General features: G+C 56.7%; 13 protein-coding genes. All 13 read left to right on the top strand.

Annotated features, from left to right (window positions below; all coding sequences use genetic code 11):
• Positions 1 to 445 precede the first annotated feature (445 nt).
• The 13 genes from ABH945_RS24900 (at position 446) to ABH945_RS24840 (ending at position 19,434) form a co-directional block, all read left to right on the top strand.
• On the top strand, positions 446 to 1,618 hold the full coding sequence (locus tag ABH945_RS24900) for a polysaccharide biosynthesis/export family protein (protein ID WP_429252277.1): 1,173 nt from the start codon (positions 446 to 448) through the stop codon (positions 1,616 to 1,618).
• Positions 1,615 to 2,433, top strand: a complete 819-nt coding sequence (locus tag ABH945_RS24895) for an ABC transporter permease (RefSeq protein WP_429252276.1) — start codon at positions 1,615 to 1,617, stop codon at positions 2,431 to 2,433. Before ABH945_RS24900 ends, ABH945_RS24895 begins: the two co-directional genes overlap by 4 nt.
• Positions 2,430 to 3,095 carry an ABC transporter ATP-binding protein gene (locus ABH945_RS24890; protein ID WP_429252275.1) on the top strand — a complete coding sequence of 222 codons (666 nt, stop codon included), beginning with the start codon at positions 2,430 to 2,432 and terminating at the stop codon, positions 3,093 to 3,095. The genes ABH945_RS24895 and ABH945_RS24890 overlap by 4 nt, the downstream gene beginning before the upstream one ends.
• The gene (locus ABH945_RS24885) at positions 3,092 to 4,255 is read left to right on the top strand and encodes a Wzz/FepE/Etk N-terminal domain-containing protein (protein ID WP_429252274.1); all 1,164 of its coding nucleotides are present in this window, start codon (positions 3,092 to 3,094) and stop codon (positions 4,253 to 4,255) included. The genes ABH945_RS24890 and ABH945_RS24885 overlap by 4 nt, the downstream gene beginning before the upstream one ends.
• Positions 4,256 to 4,504: 249 nt before the next feature.
• A complete protein-coding gene (gene wecC / locus ABH945_RS24880; RefSeq protein WP_429252273.1) occupies positions 4,505 to 5,833 on the top strand; it encodes a UDP-N-acetyl-D-mannosamine dehydrogenase in 1,329 nt (442 codons plus the stop codon).
• A gap of 91 nt (positions 5,834 to 5,924) precedes the next feature.
• Entirely contained in the window at positions 5,925 to 8,513 is a 2,589-nt protein-coding gene (locus tag ABH945_RS24875; RefSeq protein ID WP_429252272.1) for a glycosyltransferase family 2 protein, read from the top strand.
• Positions 8,514 to 8,665: 152 nt separating this feature from the next.
• Complete coding sequence (locus ABH945_RS24870; protein ID WP_429252271.1) at positions 8,666 to 13,132, top strand: CDP-glycerol glycerophosphotransferase family protein; 4,467 nt, start codon at positions 8,666 to 8,668, stop codon at positions 13,130 to 13,132.
• 150 nt (positions 13,133 to 13,282) lie between these two features.
• Positions 13,283 to 14,266 carry a phosphodiester glycosidase family protein gene (locus ABH945_RS24865; protein WP_429252270.1) on the top strand — a complete coding sequence of 328 codons (984 nt, stop codon included), beginning with the start codon at positions 13,283 to 13,285 and terminating at the stop codon, positions 14,264 to 14,266.
• A 129-nt stretch (positions 14,267 to 14,395) separates the two neighbouring features.
• Positions 14,396 to 15,508, top strand: coding sequence for a glycosyltransferase (locus tag ABH945_RS24860; RefSeq protein WP_429252269.1), 1,113 nt, complete (start codon positions 14,396 to 14,398; stop codon positions 15,506 to 15,508).
• Positions 15,505 to 16,056 carry a hypothetical protein gene (locus tag ABH945_RS24855; protein WP_429252268.1) on the top strand — a complete coding sequence of 184 codons (552 nt, stop codon included), beginning with the start codon at positions 15,505 to 15,507 and terminating at the stop codon, positions 16,054 to 16,056. The genes ABH945_RS24860 and ABH945_RS24855 overlap by 4 nt, the downstream gene beginning before the upstream one ends.
• A gap of 5 nt (positions 16,057 to 16,061) precedes the next feature.
• Positions 16,062 to 17,033 carry a polysaccharide deacetylase gene (locus tag ABH945_RS24850; protein WP_429252267.1) on the top strand — a complete coding sequence of 324 codons (972 nt, stop codon included), beginning with the start codon at positions 16,062 to 16,064 and terminating at the stop codon, positions 17,031 to 17,033.
• Positions 17,030 to 18,343, top strand: coding sequence for a glycosyltransferase family 4 protein (locus ABH945_RS24845; RefSeq protein WP_429252266.1), 1,314 nt, complete (start codon positions 17,030 to 17,032; stop codon positions 18,341 to 18,343). The genes ABH945_RS24850 and ABH945_RS24845 overlap by 4 nt, the downstream gene beginning before the upstream one ends.
• Before the next feature lie 167 nt (positions 18,344 to 18,510).
• A complete protein-coding gene (locus tag ABH945_RS24840) occupies positions 18,511 to 19,434 on the top strand; it encodes a CgeB family protein (protein ID WP_429252265.1) in 924 nt (307 codons plus the stop codon).
• Positions 19,435 to 19,444 lie beyond the last annotated feature (10 nt).

Below are 19,444 nucleotides of genomic sequence, written 5' to 3'. Positions count from 1 at the left end.
GTTGTCGCCGCGTTTTTCACAGCAATGACTTTCACGAGGACAAAGAAAATGTACTCTATGCGATAATCTGAAGCTAGGGTACGCGCGATTCATGACATCTTTATGTATGTCGTGAAAGAGGGTCGAAGGTGAGGAGCACACACCGGTATTCGCGTCCAGGATAACAGCCATTCGGGCAATTAGAAGAACGAAAACAATAGTCGCAGAGCTTTCCGCAGGCGTGTCGCGAACGACTGCCAGGTTTTCTGTGGTGTTGTTGACCAATCGCAGGCCGGGTCCACGAATAGCGTAACCCGGTCGGTTCAAGCTCCGAAAAATTTATTAAAAGGCGCGCTCACCAAAGCGGGCTTGCCATGTGCATGCGTCGGCCGAAAGCGGTTGCGCATCGTCAAAGTTGTGGCAGACCCCGGCGGGAAAATATCGCCAAATTGAGATTTCAAGTTTAATGAAGAAGAGTCTTTTAGTAAGTTGCCTTTCGACGGTGTTGACGCTGTCGGGGTGCGGGACATTCCCGGGCTGGATTCCGTCGTCGGGCGCGAGCCGCGAGCAGGTTCTTGAAAAAAATGATTCCGGCCGCGTCAAGGGCATTCAGGTCGTCGACGTGAACGACGCGATCGCGCGCAAGCTGGCCGCCGGGAAGCAACTGGATCAGTTCTCGAATACCTTCACGAGCAAGACGGCGAACAATTATGTGATCGGTCCGGGCGACGTGATCGAAGTGACGATCTGGGAAGCGCCTCCGGCCATGCTGTTTGGCTCGAAAGTGGACTTGTCGCAGACCAGTTCGGGCGCATCGAGCGTCACGTTGCCGACGCAGATGGTCGCCGCCGACGGCACCATTTCCATTCCCTTTGCGGGACGTGTGAATGTCGCGGGACGTACTACCGAGCAGATCGAGTCGAGCGTAGTCGCCTATCTCAAGGGCAAGGCGAATCAGCCGCAGGTACTTGTTGCTGTGGCAAAAAACAACGCGTCCAATGTCACCATTGTGGGTGAGGTCAACAACAGCAGAATGATGCCGCTCACGCCAAAGGGCGAGCGTCTGCTTGACGCGCTGGCATTTGCTGGTGGTCTGAAGCAGACCGTCAGTCACATGGCGGTGCAGCTGTCGCGCGGCGAGACCACGGCAACCATGTCACTCGACTCGGTTATTCGTGATCCGAAGCAAAACGTCATGCTCAAGCCTGGTGACGTCGTGACGGCGCTATTCCAGCCGCAGACGTTTTCGGTGCTCGGCGCGACCGGGAAAAACGACGAGATTCCGTTCGAGGCGCAGGGTATTTCGTTGGCGCAGGCTCTGGCGCGCTCGGGTGGTCTCAATGACAACCGCGCGGATGCGCGCGGTGTTTTCGTGTTCCGTTTCGAAGATGCGAAGCTGGTGGATAACGTTGATCCTTCGGTCAAGGCGGAGAACGGTAAAGTGCCGGTGGTGTACGAGATCGATTTGCGCGACCCCGCAGCGTTTTTCGTGACGCAGAATTTCCCGATTCAGAACCGCGACGTGGTTTATGTTTCGAACTCGCCGGGCGCGGAGTTCAGGAAGTTCCTCACGTATGTCGTGATGGTGGCAACGCCGGCTGCGGCTGCCACTTACGATGTGGGGCGTAGCGGGTTATGACGGTAAGAGTTCGTTCGCCGCTTGAGGTCGCCTACTCGGTCTGGCGGGCTCTATTCGTGCGAGAGGCGCTCGACCGTCTGTTCGAGGCGCGGGCCGCATGGTTGTGGCTGCTCGCCGAACCTATCATTTATATCGCGCTCCACGCTTTCGGGCTGGAGACATTCCACATTCATCAAGTCGGTGGAATGGCGATCAACATGTGGATCATTGCTGGATTCATCGGCTTTCTTCTCTGGCGTCACACTTGGACACAGGTGATGTACGGAGTCGAGTGCAACAAGGCGTTTTTTGCCTATCGGCAGGTTAAGCCGTTCGATGTCGCCATCGTGAGAGCGCTGATCGAATTCTTTCTCATGATTCCGATTTCGATTGTGATTATCGCGGTGGCGATTCTGGCCGGGCACGGCGTTACGCCCGATACCATCAATCCGTCCTGGCTGCCTTCGGACCCGTTTCTGGTTATAGAGAGCCTGTTCGGCCTCTGGGTGCTTGGCTTCGCGCTCGGCTTGATCACGTCGGTGGCCATGCATGCCGTTCCGGAAGTGGGCCATATCTTCAAGCTTCTGTACCTGCCGCTTTACTACATCTCAGGCGCGCTGCTTCCACTTTCGCTTTATGTGCCGGAGCCTTACCAGTACATATTTCTGGCCAATCCCGTGGTCAACGGGCTCGAAACGATGCGGCAGGGATTCATGCCGACCTATCACGGGCTCCGGGGGGCGAGTCTGGCCTATCTCTACGTTTGGGCATTGGGCACATTGCTCCTCGGTCTGGCGATGTATAAGCGCTCCTCTAGAAAGCTGGTGATGCAGTGATAGTGATTGAAGACGTTCACAAGCGTTACATGACCGACCATGGTGTTGGGAAGTGGGTCCTGAAGGGAATCAACATGACGATTCCAGCGCGCCGCAGTGTCGCCCTGATTGGGCGCAACGGTGCGGGCAAGTCCACGTTGCTGCGGATCATTGGCGGCATCGACTTCCCCAACAAAGGTCGCGTGGTACGCCAGTGCCGCGTGTCGTGGCCGATGGGGCGGGGCGGTCTGGAAGGAACACTCACGGCACGCCAGAATGCCAAGTTCGTCTGCCGGATTCACGGCTGCCATCGGAAGGAACTGGCAGAGCGGCTTGCGTTCATTCAAAGCTTTTCGGAGTTGGGCGATGCGTTCGAGGAGCCGGTGCAGACATATTCCTCGGGTATGCGCTCAAGACTCCAGTTTGCCTTGTCACTGGCATTCGATTTCGATGTCTATATTTCCGACGAGGTGACTGCGGCGGGCGATGCCCGTTTCAGAAAGAAAGCGGCTGATGCCTTCAAAAGCATGGCCAGCAAAGCGAGCGTGATTATGGTGTCGCACGATGAAAGCACGCTCAAGCAATTTTGTCAGTCGGCGATCTGGATTGACGAGGGCCAGGCATACTGGTTCGACGATCTCGCTGAAGGACTGGAAGCCTACAAGACCAAAACCCTCCCATGAAAGAACTGTCGGCAACTGAATTTACACGCTCGGGTGGCAGGTGGACCGCTGCCTACGAGAAAACCAGAAACACTCTGCTTTCCATCAGGATATTCAAGCTGATCATACGTCTCATGGTCATCTTTGCGATCCTGTCCGTGCCGTATTGGCTGTTCGTAGCGTCCGATCGTTACGTGTCGCAAGCCACTGTGCTCGTCCAGAGAACCGATCAGGTGGACGGTCCGACTGTGGCGCTGCCGGCCGGCGCCGGAGCTCCGAATAGCGCCGATCAGCTATTGCTGCGCGAATATCTGCTGTCGGACGACATGCTCGATAAACTCGACGCAAAATTCGATCTCCGCTCGCATTTCAGCAACGCGCGCCGCGATCCCATCTCGCGTATGTGGTTCAAGAGCGCGCCGCACGAGTGGTTCTATCAATACTGGCTGAATCACGTCGATATTGAATACGACGATTACGCTGGAGTGTTGCGCATCAAGGTGGAAGCGTACGACGCTGCAACGGCGAAATCCATTGCGGATATGCTGGTTCAGCTTGGCGAAGCGCACATGAACGCAATGGGGCACAAGCTGGCGCAGTCGCAGGTGGACTTTCTTTCGAAGCAGGTCGCGTTCGCGCACGACAGTATTTTGTCGGCATCGCAAGATCTGATCAATTTCCAGAACGCAAAGGGGCTGGTAGCGCCGGCTTCGACCGCGGATAGCATCAACGCGATCATTGCGAAACTCGAAGGCCAGAAAACGGACCTGCAGACACAGCTTGCGTCGTTGCCGGCCAATATCAATCGGGATCAGCCGGTGGTGGTCATGCTTCGCAAGAACCTTGCAGCGGTCCAGCAGTTGATCGAAGAGAAGAATGCCGAACTGGCATCCCCAAAAAGCCGCACGCTCAACTACACCGTTGCGGAATACAAGCGCCTGGAAATGCAGGAGCAGCTTGCACAAGATTTGTATAAAACGGCGCTCCAGACTTTGGAGCAAGGCCGGATGGATGCCGCTCGCAAGCTCAAGATGGTGTCGATTCTGCAGGAGCCGACCATGCCGGGCTATCCGACGCAACCGCAGCGCTTCTATAACGCGTTTGTCACGCTGCTGATCGTGTTCTCGCTGATTGGCGTGATCAAGTTGCTGGAAAGCATCATCCGCGATCACGTGGATTAAGAGCGCACGACAGTGAGATTCCTGCGTGTTATGGGAGCGCGTCTTTGGCCGTATGCATTGAGAAAAAACTCCGCATGACGGCACGTCGCCTGGCGGCAGACGCGTTCGTTGGTTGCCCTGGCTGCGACCCCGGCATCCTTGCGCTTAAACAGACGCTGCTGGCTACGGCCAGCAAGACGCGGGCCGCGTTCAACACAATGTGGAGCGAGGCAAGGCCTCTAAACACATCGGCGATACTCTGGTGAGTGAATGCAAAACACAATTTCAATTATCGGTCTTGGCTATATCGGGTTGCCGACGGCAACGCTATTTGCTTCGCGCAAGTTTCGGGTGATTGGCGTCGATATTTCGCCGTTTGTCGTCAACACCATCAACCGTGGCGATATCCATATCGTCGAACCCGAGCTGGATATGCTGGTTCAGGCGGCGGTCAGTGCCGGATATCTGCGCGCCACGATGCAGCCGGAGTCTGCCGATGCGTTTGTCATCGCAGTGCCGACGCCGTTGACCGACGAGCATGAGCCGGATGTCAGCGCCATCGAGGCCGCAGCGCGTTCGATTGCGCCAGTGTTGAGGAAAGGCAACCTGGTGATTCTTGAGTCGACCTCGCCGGTTGGCACTACGGAGAAACTGGCGAACTGGCTCGCCGACATGCGTCCGGATCTGACGTTCCCGCCGAGCGCCGGAGAAGAGTCCGACATTCGCATTGCGTATTGTCCCGAGCGAGTGCTCCCAGGGCGCATCGTGCATGAACTCGTCGAAAACGATCGCGTGATCGGCGGTATGACGCCGCGCTGTTCCGAAGCGGCGGTCGCGCTATACAAGTCGTTTGTGCAGGGGGGCTGTATTGTCACCGAAGCACGCGTGGCGGAGATGTGCAAGCTGGCAGAGAACAGCTTTCGCGACGTCAATATCGCGTTCGCTAATGAACTGTCGGTCATTTGTGATCGTCAGGGCATCAATGTATGGGAATTGATTCGACTTGCGAATCGGCATCCGCGCGTGAATATCGCCCAGCCGGGTTGCGGAGTGGGGGGGCATTGCATTGCCGTCGACCCGTGGTTCATCGTGCATGGCGCGCCCGCGGACGCCAGGTTGATTCGCACTGCCCGCACGGTGAATGACGCAAAGCCTGAGTGGGTGATTCGTCAGGTTGAACAGATCGTTGCCGAGTTGGTCGATGCGGGTAAGCGGAAAGAAGATATCCGGATCGCCTGTCTTGGCATTACCTACAAAGCCGATATTGACGATCTGCGAGAAAGCCCGGCGCTCCATATCACGCAAGAGCTGGCCTTGCGCTATTCCGGCAATGTCGATGTCGTCGAGCCGAACCTTGAACGTCTCCCTGACAGGCTGGTCGATGCGAACGTCGTCCTGGCCGGCTTGGAGTGGGCGCTCGAACGCGCGACTGTCCTCGTTCTGCTAGTCAATCATGCGCAGTTCAAGGATGTGCGTCCACAGTTGTCCGGCTTCCAGCGCCTTGTCGATACATGCGGCGGATGGGAACGAAGTATGGCGGGAAACGCGTCGCCACTGGGAGTTGCTCGCCGAGAGGTCACTCGAACTGAGCACGTCTAAACGATGAGGTAAAACCGGCATGGTGCCGCGAGCCTGCAGGCACCTGGCATGATGTTTTTTTCCATCGATAATCGTGGTACCGGAATGAACTATGGTTAATCAAATTAACCTCATGGCAGATGAGGGGGACGACGATAAACTGATCAACGCGATAGCGGCGAATGAGCGGCTGGGCGCAATGCTCAGAGTGCGACAGATGCCAACTAGCAAGGCACTGAACGAGGTACTCGGGGATCTCTTGATCACGGGCGTTCGTTCGCCTTGGGCACTGCTGTCTTTGCCAGCGAAACTGATCAAAGCCGCATTGCTCCACTGCCGCACCACGCCACCAAAATCTCTGGGTGGAGAAGGTTTCGATAAAGTAACCGCAGCTTATGACCGAGGTGGATTCGGTGCGGTAGATCAATTACTGTCGTCCCGACCCATTTCTCCCGTCTTGCACGCCAACGCGTATACGGCCTTGGGTAGGCATCTACTCGCTACTGATAGCGCCGCAGCGTCCGAAGCGGCAAGCCGTGCATACCGGTCCGATCCAAAGGCTTATCGTCTGAAGTGGCTCGCCTTCGTACTCTACAAATCCGGTAATTCGATTGACGCAGCGGCAGTGCTGGATCTTCTGTCGTTGGACATCCCGTTTAGCGAGTCCGAAGTTCGTCTGGCAAATCAGTTGCGCATCGACGCGCGGCTTGCGTGCCAGCGAGAAGCAAAGAAAAAGATCGGCCACCCGGAGGAGCGGGCAAAGAGTGCGAGAGCGCTCGCCAACTCGAATAGCGAACGCGATGACACTGACCGCCCGGTTGCCGATGCAGCGGAATTGACGCACGAAAAGGTTCCAGTCGTTCCTACAGTCTCGATCATCATGTCGGTTTTCAACGCCGCTGAACATCTCGATGCAAGTATTGCTTCGGTCCGGTATCAGACCTATCAGGATTTCGAGTTGATCATCGTAGACGATGCGTCTACCGATGCCAGCCGAGAGATCATCGCCGCGCACGCAAATCTGGATAAGCGCATTCGCGCCGTATATCTGGAATATCACACGCCGGGCGGAAGCGGAATTCCGCGCAATATTGGCATGGATATCTCGAGGGGAACTTATATTGGCTTTATCGATGGTGGCGACTGTTTCGCGAAGACTGCCATTGAAAAGCTGATTGCGACCGCCGACGAACATCAGGCCGATATTGTTCTCGGTGACGGCCGAACCTTTATCGAGGATGCCCGTGATTTCGAAGCGTTAGACACGTTGCCAACGGGGGAGGTGTTTTCGGCCACAAACTACCCGGACGTGTTCCATACTTCGGCACTGGTATGCCAGAAGCTGTATCGACGCAACTTCCTCTCGGATAACCGGATTGCATTTCCCGATGGCGACTACGGCCATGAAGACAATGCATGGCATTGGTTCGTGCTTGCGTCGCACGGCAGGATTGTCAAGATAAACGACATCATTAGTTATCGCCACGTGTCGTGTGCAGATCAACGAACCGGCGTGGCGGACTACAAGCTTGTGTCGATATTCTTCCAACTTAACACTATTGGAAGCTTTTTGATAAACTCCGTGGCTTTTTCGAAAGATCAATCCATAGTCGACGCGTTTTACGACTATTGCTATCGAAGCAGATCGGTATGGCAGCGTCAGGAGCGGGGTGATGTCAAAGCGATCCTCGGCAAGCGGCTCGCTCAGATTGTCGAGAAGGGTTGGAAGACGCTTCCGGCAAAGAAAATTCCTGCGGATTTCCCCCATCTGATCAAGGAATTGTCGGGCGGATATCCGCAGCACGATCTGACCATTGTCATCCCGACATTCAATTGTGAGGCTTTCATCGAGAAGGCCGCTCTCTCTGTTCTGCATTTGCCCGGCGTGACGACGAATGTACTTGTCATGGACGACGGTTCAGATGATCGCACAGCGGACATCTGCCGGAAGATAGAAGAGACTTATGCCAATTTCCATTTCTTCCAGCAGAAGAACAGTGGTGCAGGGCCGGCGCGTAATGCATTGATTCCGCTTTGCACCGGAACGTATACGTTTTTTCTGGATTCGGACGACGTGGTAGATGGCGTGCAACTCGCCAGAGCCGTGACGGACGCGAAGGCAAAAGATCACGATCTTTACTTCATGAAATACCAGATCGAATTCTATGAAAAACATAGGGTTGGGGGAATGTTCGGTCAGGACGAGGTCGTGTGGAACGGCTTTCCTGCGGCGAAAGATATCGAGGAGTGCCGCGGGCTGGCGTTGGCGTTGGTGAATTATCCGTGGAACCGGATCATCAAGACGCAGTTGTTGCACGACGCCGCACTGTGTTTCGGCGCGGGCTCGTTTTCTGAGGATGTTCTGTTTAACTGGGAGAGCGTGTTGAGTGCCACTCATATCGGATACGGCAACGAAGTCGTGGTGACACATCGGAAATTCGAGCAGCGGCCACAGCTCACCAATGTGAAAGATCGTCGTCGACTCAGAGCGTTCGACGTGTTGGAGTTCGCCCATAGTCGGGTAGTCAGGCATCCGAACAGCGCAGTTTTGCTAGATACCTGGAACGAAGCGATGAAAAAGCGGATGCACTGGCTTAAAGGACTGACGCCAGACGAGTGTCTTCAGGAGTTTGAAGTTAGAAGGGTGAAGTTGATGGATCTGTTGGTCGGCTCTTGCAATGAAAGAATGCACAGTATATGACGTTGCTGGATCCCTTCTGCACGGCAGAGGACAACAGTCCGACAGCAGGGATATTGTGCTTCGTCCTGTTTTTGAAAAAATGCAGCAATTGATAGGCTTAGCGCTTTCCCGGGTAACCGGTGTTACTGTTTTGAGCGTATTTAGAGTAAATAATGACAAAATTCGTAAATAAATTTCAAAACTTGCGCACCAATTCGGGTAGGTTTTTCGCAGAGTTCATCAAAAACCGGAAGCAACAGATGGCGGTATTTCGGGGCAAACCTAAAACAGCACTGGGGCCGGGGTCGGTGAAGAGCACCCAGCAGTACTCTGTTGTGAGTGCTATTTACAACGTCAGTCCTTATCTGGACGAGTTCTTCAAAAGCCTGTTCCGGCAAACGCTCGACTTCCGCAACTGTATTGAGTTCGTGATGGTGGACGACGGTTCCACGGACGATTCGGCACGGATCATTAAAGAGTGGCAACGTAAGTATCCGAATAACATCAAATACGTTCGAAAGGAAAATGGAGGCCAGGCGTCTGCACGTAACCTTGGATTGCAACACGTCACCGGTCGTTGGGTGACGTTCATCGATCCGGACGACTTCATTGCGGCAGACTACTTCGCGGAAGTCGACGAGGTGCTGGCGGCGTCCAAAGCGCCGCTTGGCATCGTGTCGTGCAATTTTATTTTTTACTTTGAGGACGACAAGCGTTTCTCGGATACGCATCCGATGAAGTTTCGCTTCGCTAAAGGTACCCAAACGGTCGATTTCTCCAAGCCGACGTCTCATCTTCAACTGTCGGTGAATTCAGCGTTCTTTGATGCGCAAATCATCGAACGTCATGAAATTCGATTCGATGAACGGGTCAAGCCGAATTTCGAGGATGCGCAGTTCGCCAATCTTTATCTGATGTATGTCAGGGACCGCAATTCCGTCTTCTGCGCGTCGGCCAAATACTTCTATCGGAAGCGCTCCAATGGCACGTCGTCGCTCGATACGGCGTGGGAAAAAGAGGGGCTTTATGGCGACGTACTCGAGCATGGTGTGCTGGCGCTCTTGCGTGCGTGGGCGGAACATACCGGCAGTGTGCCGGTATTCGTGCAGCGCGTGGCGCTTTACCATTTGACCTGGTATTTCAAACGCCTGATAAACAAGGACGATGGTCTGTCATTCCTTGACGATCGCGCGAAGGTGCGCTTTGTTGACCTCGTGCACCTGATTTTTGCCTATATCGACTTCAGCACGATTAACGCATTCGAATTGGCCGGTATCTGGTTCATGTACAAGGTCGGCATGATGTTGACCTTCAAGGGAGAAGAGCCGACTTACCAGATCGTCTATGTCGAGTCGGCCGATTTGCCGAGAAAGCTGGTCAAGGTTCGCTATTTTTCGAAATCTGTTGGCTTCGAGTCGTTCAAATTCAATGGCGCCGAAATCCAGCCTGTTTTCACGACGAGCCAGATCCACACTTTCGCGAACTCGCCGTTTGTGCAGGAGCGAATTGTATGGCTGCCACTTCAGCAGCATGCAACCCTATCGGTCGAGCTTGGTTCTAAAAAAGTCACGATATCGTTTAACAAGAAACAGCATTCGTCTGTGCCGATGGCCGATATCGCCAAACACTTTGCATTGGTTAGCCGGAGCCTGTCACGCGCTGCGAGCCTGTCCGACAAGTCGGTGGCGCGACTCGCGACGCGGCGCAATGTGCAGGAGAAATATGGCGATGCGTGGGTGTTCGTGGATCGAGATATTCAGGCCGATGACAACGCCGAACATCTGTACCGATATCTCCAGAGCGCACGGCCGGACGTGAATGCGTGGTTTGTTCTGAGGCGCTCGTCGCACGACTGGAAACGCCTCAAACAGGATGGCTTCCGGCTGGTTCCATTCGGCAGCGTTCGTCACAAACTGCTTATGCTGAATGCAAAGCACCTGATCTCATCGAACATTGACAACTACATTGTCAACGCCGTAAAAAAATCTGTATTTGGTGGTCGCTTGAACCATCGGCTGATTTTCTTGCAGCACGGTGTCATTCTGAATGACCTTGCTGACTGGCTGAATAGTAAGGACCCTGATCTTTTCGTCACCACTGCGCCCCGTGAGCGCGATGCGATCATTGGAACCAATAGCCGGTATAAGTTCTCGGGCCGGGAAGTAGTCATGACGGGTTTGCCTCGTCATGACAGGCTGCTTGCGTCCGCGTCGGTGGAGAAAATGATCCTCATCATGCCGACGTGGCGGAAATCGTCGTTGGGCGCATCCAAGCCCGGCACCTTTGCTCGCGAAATTAACCCGGAGTTCACGTCGAGCGAGTATTTCAGGCAATGGAGCGCTCTTCTCCAAAACGAGGCGTTGCTGGCTGTCGCACGCAAACACGGTTACAAGATCGTGTTCTATCAACATGCGAACATGCAGCAATACGATCATCTGTTCCGCGTGTCCGATAACGTCGAGGTGCGTTCCCATACACATGGAAGCATCCAGGATATGTTCAGGTCCGCAGCGATGATGATCACGGACTACTCGTCCGTGAACTTCGAATTTGCACACTTGCGCCGCCCGCTGATCTACTTCCAGTTCGACCGGCAAGAAGTGTTTGCTGGTACTCATAGTTGGAAGAAGGGGTATTTCGATTACGAGACCGATGGTTTCGGTCCTGTCCTTGAACAATGCGAGGAAGTGGTCGCAGAGGTCAGCGCGGTTCTGCAGCGCGGCGGTGCGATGGCGCCGGAATATTTCGCGCGCGCTGAAGCCTTTCTGCCGCTGCGCGATGGTCGCAACTGCGAGCGTACGGTTGAGGCCATCTTCGCGCTCGACAAGCCGGCGGTAGCTTCGCCAGTGCGTGTCGAGGATGCGCTGGAAGCACTTGAACAGGCGGTCGCCGTGGGCAAGTGGAGCGTGACAGCCGAACGCGCTGAACGGATTCTGGCGATGAGCGGCATCCCGGCGGCACAGCGCGCTCAGGCCGCCGGATACTGCGCTCAGGCCTATCGTGAACTTGGTGATCTTGATGCGGCACAACGTGTGCTCGAAAGCGAAAGCCTGGAGGTCCAGAACGATGTCGCGGTGACGCTGGCATTGGCGAAGATCGCAACGATGCGCGCCGATTGGAGCGAGGCCGTTGCGCGTTGGGAGTCGGCATTGAATCGGCTCGGCGAGGCCAGGGAAGAAAAAAACAAACAGCACCTGTATGTACAGAACGAGTTCATTCGCGCACTGCTGCATGCACGGCGCGAATCGGATGCGATTGCCGTTGCTACGCGACTCCTTGACTCGTCGGGCGAGGAAGGCGTCGTGTTGCCCGCGTTTGCGGAGATCAGTCACGTTGCGCTGGGGACGGGCGACCTGGCACTGGCAAGGCGCTTTGCTCTGGCCGTGCTCAATTCGCCGGTCACGAGTGCCCACAAGCCGAGCGCGGCGTGTGCGATAGCGACGCTTGCCACGGTTTTCGAACAGCGCAACGACCTGATGATGGCGCGCAGTTTGTGGATGCGCGCTGTGCGCTCGGATGAATCCGGCGAGACGTACGCAGCCGGATTCGACGCGGTCGTCGATCAACAGGAAAACTGGTCTGCCGCTCGCTGGACAGAAGCGCGTGAAACGTCGTCTATGTTCGCCTATTCGCTCGACGCCCCGGCAACGAGCGAGGCGGCATCTGAACTCGATGCCGCGTTGACGCTCTGCGCAATGCACCGCGCGCGCGGCGAGATGGATGCTGCGACACAGGTGCTGAATCGCGTCAAGCAAAACCATCCGGACGACCTGTTCGTGCACCTTGAAGCAGCCGAACTCGCACTGGCTGTCAACAACCTGGTCGACGCGGAGGAGCAGTTCGCCAAGGCATACGGGACCCCAGGCGCAGCAAGCCTGAAGCGCGTGGCCCGTGGTCTCGTCGTTGCGCGACAGACGCTTGGCAAGCTTGATGGCCTGGAGGCGCTCGCTTCGGCTGCCACTGCGCAGAGGACGAACGACTTGCCGCTGGCGCGTGCGTGTGCGCTTCTCGCGTTCGCGGAGTCTCGTTGGGATGACGCGCTCGCTGCCTGGCGCACGGTGGTGGAGTTGAGCTCGCCCGAGGGGATGCTGGCAGATGTCAAGGATCTTATCGGGTTCGCTCAAGCGCTGCGCGGACTTGGGCGACTCGACGAAGCTCAGAATATCGTCTCGGCTCTGCTCGCGAGAATACCGGGTAATGCTGCCGCTCTCGCTGAATTTGCGCAACTGGCGATCGAACGGGAAGACTGGGCGCTCGCCATCGCTGCGTCGGGGGAACTGGAGAAAATCGCTTCGTCGGTACAGGAGCAACGTCACGCTTCACGCATGCTCTCCGTGGCCTTGTGGTGGTCGGGCGATGAGGTGCGGGCACGCGAACGTATGTGGCGAGAATTCGAAGCGTCGGCGTTCACGGCTTTGGCCGACAATAATCTCGATCTCGCTGTGCGGCATATGTCGTGGATGACTTTTGCCGCCAGCCAGGGAACGCCAGCGCGCAAAGCGGGCGACACCGTGCCGGCGAGAACCGGGCGGCGCTCGTCCGTGCCCATTTCGGTTTCTGCCATCAACGACGGGAGCAACTTGCCGGCGGATTTTCCGCACGTCGATATAGCGTATGTCGACGCCGATGGCCACGCGTAGTCTCCGCGCAAAGGTCTGCCCGGGTGGCGGTGAACCCTCGTCGTCTTGAAGTCGAAAAGCAATATGCCGGCATGGCGAGCCGGTGGTTACCTGATTCTTCCGCGGGGCGGGTCGGGACCTGGCATTACAGATATGGAGATATTCGCGAATATGCAAAGTAGAAAATGGGTTGCGGCAGCATGCTGCGCATTGTTGCCGGCGATGTCGTTCGCAGGCGGCCTCGGCGTCGGCACGCTGGAAGGCAGCTATAGCAATGGCAGCGCACCGGTGCCGGTCAAGGGATACATCGCCGTTGTCGAGTTGTCGCACGACCTGGTGCCGGCCGCGACCGAACCGGATCAGACGCAATGTAGTGGCGCTGCGCCACTGCATCGCGAATCGGCTATCGCGTGGCAGATGCAGCACCACATGCTGCTCGCCGTCAACGGCGGATATTTCTGGATGCCTCCGCACAATGTGCCGGATTGTCAGCTTCCTCCGTATCCATATAAGGCAGGGGGTTTCCAGCGTAGTTTGCCGAAGGCGAGCGGTGCAGCTCCCGGCATGCTGGGGCTGACGACGATGGGTAAATCCGAAGTCGGCTATGCGAACAATCTCGAGTCTGATCGCTTCAATGTGATCCTGTCCGGCGACCGGCTTCGCGATAAAGATGCAGGCGTGGTGCACCAGAACCTGCTGGTCAATGGCAGCGACGAAGACGAAACCCTCGATGTTGCGCCGCGCACGGCAGTAGGCATCCAGAAGGAAACCGGACGGCTCATCGTAGTGATGGTCGAAGGACGCCAGGCGGATTCGAAGGGGCTATCGCTCAGTGGGCTGGCGAGCTTGATGCGTGCATGCGGGGTTTCCGACGCAATCAATCTCGACGGCGGCGGCTCTTCGACATTCAGCTATGCCCCCGATCTTCAACCAGCGGCAGTGAAGGCGCTAAGGCCAATTGAGCTGAGCTCGGTCTGCAATGCGGGTGGCTTGATGCGCGAGGGGTTGGCACTCAAGGTTACTCAGCATCCGCTCAACGAGCCGTTGCGTTCGCGCGCTCCTGGTGGCGCCGAAGCATCGACGTCGGGTATCGACAAGGGTTACCGGCGTGTTCTGACGAGTCTCGGGTTTCGCTTTAACGGACTGGCTCAATGATTGGCATAGGTACCGCATTTGAACGAATCCGCGAGCCGGTAGGCTCGCTGCAACGAGACGTGGCATGAAAACCGGTCTGGCGAACGTAGCAGTCAACATGTGCTCGCGCGATCTATTCAACGATGTCGCATGAATGATCTGAATCAGGTTCATCAGGATTCAATCGATCCACCGCATCCGTGCATCCTGTTCTTCAACGTGAATGGCTCGGGGATGGGCCATTTGAATCGTTGTCTTTCCTATGCGCGGCGTTTGCACGGGCGTGCCCGGCCGGTTTTCTTTTCATTGGCGTCAGCGATCGAGCTCATCGAAGACATGGGTTTCGAAGCGGATTATTTCGTTTCGCCGTATTGGTCGGCGAGTTCGACGTTTTCCTGGAATAGCGAACTGGCAGTGCGCCTCGGCATGATGCTCGAACGTGTGCGCCCGGACGTGATCGTGTTCGACGGCACCTGGCCATTCCAGGGCTTTCTTGCTGCGTGCAAAGCGTACGGTTCGCCAGCGCTTGTCTGGTCCAATCGCGGTCTGCTGAAGGCGGGCACGAAGACAGTGCCCGTCGACGAGTCGGGGTTCGATCTAGTCGTTCAACCCGGTGAACTCGGTGCAACTGAAAGTGAGACAGTTCTGGAAGGTGGTGGAAAACGCATGCTCGTGCCGCCTGTTTGCGTGCTCGAAGAGGAGGAGTTGCTTGACCGCGCCGCGGCACGCGATGCGCTGGGTCTCGCGCAGAGTGGCCGCTTCGTGTTGTTTACTCTCGGGCCCGGTAATCTCAAGGATGTGGCTGAGATTGGGCACGGTTTGATCCGCGTTTTCGAAGCGGCGGGTTTCAAGATCGTGTGGGTGCGTGCGCCCATTTCGGTGCGTGACGTCGAATTGCCGGCCGGCGTCATGCCGCTCACGGTATATCCACTGGCGCGCTTTCTGCGCGCCTTCGATGTCGTCGTCAGTGCAGCAGGCTACAACACGTGTTGCGAACTGGTGCAGGCAGGGGTGCCGGCGCTGCTCGTGCCGAATGCCGGACTCGCCGACGACCAGGTTCGCCGCGCACACATGGTCGCTGAAGCCATGCCGGCTGTCGTTTCCGCGTGTGAGACAGATGAACAACGTGAGATCGCCGTTGGCGAATTGCTCGGCATGCTCGGCGCGTCGCATGTGAAGAACGTTGCGATCCCCATGAATGGCGCATCGCTGGCGGCAGAAGCCATCCTTACATTAGCGGTAACGAAGGAGCGCATGCAGTGAGTGTGATCACCGAAGCCAATGCATTGCGACGGGAGTTGAAATCGCTTGCGGCCCAACCAGAGTGGGCGTTGCTCACGCGCTACGATCTGCTCGCTGATAAACCTCCACTATCGTCGAGAGAGCGTGTGTGGCGGGATTTTCGGCGGTGCCTCGCGGCGATGGGCATGATGCCGCCGCAGGTCACGCCATATCCGTGGCTATCTACCCTCAAACACAGGTCCGCATCGTCGGATCTAACGACTGTGATGATCTGGGCGCTAGGCGCGGATCGTCCTGGCGTGCGAACTGCGTGCGAGGGGTTTTCTACGAGGCTAAAAGATGCCGGTCATCTGGCGCCGGTCCTCGTGACCGATATTTCGGACTTCGGCTTTTATTCCCGGCTTGGATGGCTTGTGGAATATCTCCCGAATTTGAGCGGCGCAGGGCCGTCCTTGCTGCAGAGAAAGCAGGCGTACCTTGCATGGCGTTATCGCGATGCATGCATCATGCCGCTGAGCGCAGGATTGGCCAGCGAGTCAGAGTGGAATGCATTGTTGAAATTGAGTTGAGAAGAATGGAAAAGAATCGCTATGCCATGCTGACGGTAGATACGGAGGCGCTGCCCAAGCGCGCGCCGCACGATCACGTCAAACGGCTGATGTGGGGCGTGCACGAACGCGGAACGGCAGGAATTCGTGAAATGGCGGGGATTGGCGATGAATTTGGCGTCAAGCACGTGTTCTTCGTCGACCAATGCGGTGCGTGGTCGTATCTCGACGAGACGCGAGCGGTCGTGCGCTGGCTTGATTCGGTGGGACAAGACGTTCAGTTGCACACGCATCCCGAGTATCTGCCCGATTCGTTCTGGGCCAAGCATGGCCTTCCTCACCGGCCGCAGTACATGAATCGTTATGTCGACGACGCGCGTGCCGAATTCGTCATCAGGCATTTCGGCGACCTCATTTCCGCAGAGACTGGGAAACCGGTGCTTGGGCATCGGGCGGGTTCGTTCCGCTGGAACGCTGCGACGATTCGCGCGCTCGCAACCGTTGGTGTGCCCGTGTCGTTCAATAATTCGATGTGCGCTGTGCACGCGAAGCAGGCTGTTTTCAGCGAGTCGACCAATCTTCCGTACGCATGGTCCAACGGGGTGTTGGAAGTACCGATGACGGAAAAGAAAATCTTGCCGAAAGTTGGCAAGGATGAATGGTGGGCGCGTCTTACGTATCCTGAGTCGCCTTATTTCCGCTTCCGTCCATGGTGGGGAAAATTGCTACTCGATGCGTTCAGCGGTAGTCCGTCGTTTTCGATTTTTCTGCTGCATTCGTGGTCGTTGCTCTATTGGGACGAGAAGGGTCATGCGACGTATCGCGACGATCAGCGTGTTGAGGGTTATCGTAAGCTGCTGCGACGCCTGACCAAAGACTATGACGTGATCACAACCGCGGAATTTCTCGATTTGCATGCGCGCGGAAAAATCAAGATGTCGCAAACCGTAGACCTGGCGCACGCGGAACTCAAGCCGCAGGGGACTGCGCGGGCATGAGCGGTATATTCGAATCTCTGCTGACGTGTGTCACCGAACCCTATCTGGGTTTGAGCCGAAGGCTGACAGTCCGCACGCTCGAGCGCAAGGCGAAGCAGCGTGCGTCTGTCGCAACCCCGCACAAAGGTCACGGTGGCCTTCTGTATGTTGCGGCGAGTGCATTGCCGTATCACACGAGCGGCTACACGACGCGTACGCACGAGGTCATTCGCGCGATGACATCGGCAGGCGGCCGTGTGCACGCATTGACCCGGCCGGGATATCCATTCGATCGATTCGACCGCCTGGGTGACGCAGCGGGCGCGGAAACGCAGGTAGGCGATGTGCGCTATCTGCACTCGGCGGGGCCGGCGAACAACCGTCCCGTGTTGCTGTATGCCATGCAAGCAGCGAGAGTGATCGCTCGCTGGGCGAAACAGCATCGTGTGTCGGTCATTCATGCGGCGTCGAATCATGTCAATGCGTTGCCGGCATTGCTGGCCGCGCGACAACTGGGCATTCCGTTCCAGTACGAAATGCGCGGCCTATGGGAGCTGACGCGCATTTCACGCACGCCGCATTACGAAGGGCGCGAAGGTTTCCTGCAAGGTCTGGAACTCGAAGGCCTCGTCGCTCGCCACGCAGATCGCGTATTTGTGATTTCGGAGCAATTGGGCCGCTTTGCGCGCGCTCGCTGGGGAATTGCAGAGGAACGTATGTTTCTGCTGCCCAATTGCGTGGAACCGGAGCGATTTGCAGCATTTGCGTCACGGGAAATCGAGCATGACACGATCGGCTACGCCGGTTCGCTAATGGCTTATGAAGGGCTCGATACGTTGATCGAGGCCGTCGCGCTATTGCGTGCGCGCGGCGCGCAAACGTCGGTGAACATCATCGGTGATGGTGATGTGCGCGCGTCGCTTGAGGCCCAGGTACAGCGTCTCGGCTTGTCGGAGCATATTCGCTTTCTGGGACGCATGGGACCGCAAAAGGCGCACGAAACTTTGAGCCTCTGCTCGCTCGTGTGCATTCCACGCAAGCCGTTCAAGGTCTGCGAAATCGTGCCGCCGATCAAACTCGTCGAAGCGATGGCGATGGGCAAGCCGGTGATCGTGCCGGATCTGCCGGTGTTTCGCGACGAAATGGGTGAGCGTCCCGCAGGCTGGTTTTTCAATGCCGGCGATGCGACCGATCTCGCGCGCGTGATTGAAACTGCGATGAGTGATCGCGCGGCACTTGCCGCGCTGGGCCAACAAGCAAAAGAATACGCGACCACGCAGCGTTGCTGGCGCGACTTTGTCATCGAAGCACTACCGCAAAGTGCGGGGTAAGGGAAATGGTCGGTAGGGTTATTAGAAAACTGGGTTCAATCGTCTACGATTACCCAAAGGTCGCCGAAGATGTCGAGCGAACCGGCCGCTTCGGCCGATTGAAAATCGCGCTGGTGACGGATTATTTCACTGCGGATTGTCTGTCCGCGGAATGTCGTGTTCGGGTCATGACGCCCAGCAATTACCGCGATGTGATCAGCCATTGGAAGCCGGATTTCGTGTTGGTCGAGTCGGCTTTTCACGGCGTGGACGGCAGTTGGCGCTACGAACTGGCAAAACAGCCAAAGCTGCTGCGTCTGACTAAGCCCACGGCGATTTTCCGTCTGGTCGATTTCGCAAGAAAGGCGGGCGTTCCTACCGTGTTCTGGAACAAGGATGATGGTCCTTTCTTCGACGCGTTTATCGACGTGGCGAAAGCCACGGACTACGTATTCACGACCGACGAAGAATGCCTCGGACGCTATCGCCGACAGGTGCCCGCACATGTGCCGGTGAATACGCTGATCATGCCGTTTCAACCGGCGTTTCACAGCTTCACGGGTTTCAATTTTACGCACAATGAAGTCTGTTTCACGGGCAGCTATTACCGGCGCATCCTGAACGAGCGACGTCGCTTTCTGGACATGGTGTTCGAACTCTGCGAGCACAATGAAATGCCGATCAACGTGTTCGACCGCAATCACGACCGGCTGTCGCGCCATTTCGAGTTTCGCTTTCCGAAGACCAGTCAGATGCGCTTGCACGGCAAAGTCGCGCATCGCGAAACCGCCAATGTCTACAAATCGCACGCGGTATCGATCAACGTCAATTCGGTCACGAGCTCTGAGACGATGTTCTCGCGACGCCTGCTCGAGATTATCGCGTGCGGGGGAATCGCGGTTACCAACCCGAGCCGGGCCGTCGACCGTCATTTCCGCGATTTCTGCCACGTTGTGAATACCTACGAAGAGACCCGCGAACTGTTCGGCCGCTTGCGTCACGGTCCTTCGCAGGAAGATCGCGATCGCGCCGAAGCCGGTGCGAAATACGTGCGGGAGCATCACACCTGGGCACATCGGTTGGAGGAAGTCTGCGCGGTCGTGAAGCGGTGAGGAACTGATC

It is taken from the genome of Paraburkholderia sp. GAS333 (assembly GCF_050435665.1).
Taxonomy (GTDB): Bacteria; Pseudomonadota; Gammaproteobacteria; order Burkholderiales; family Burkholderiaceae; genus Paraburkholderia; species Paraburkholderia fungorum_A.
This window is presented reverse-complemented; position numbering and strand designations above follow the sequence as displayed.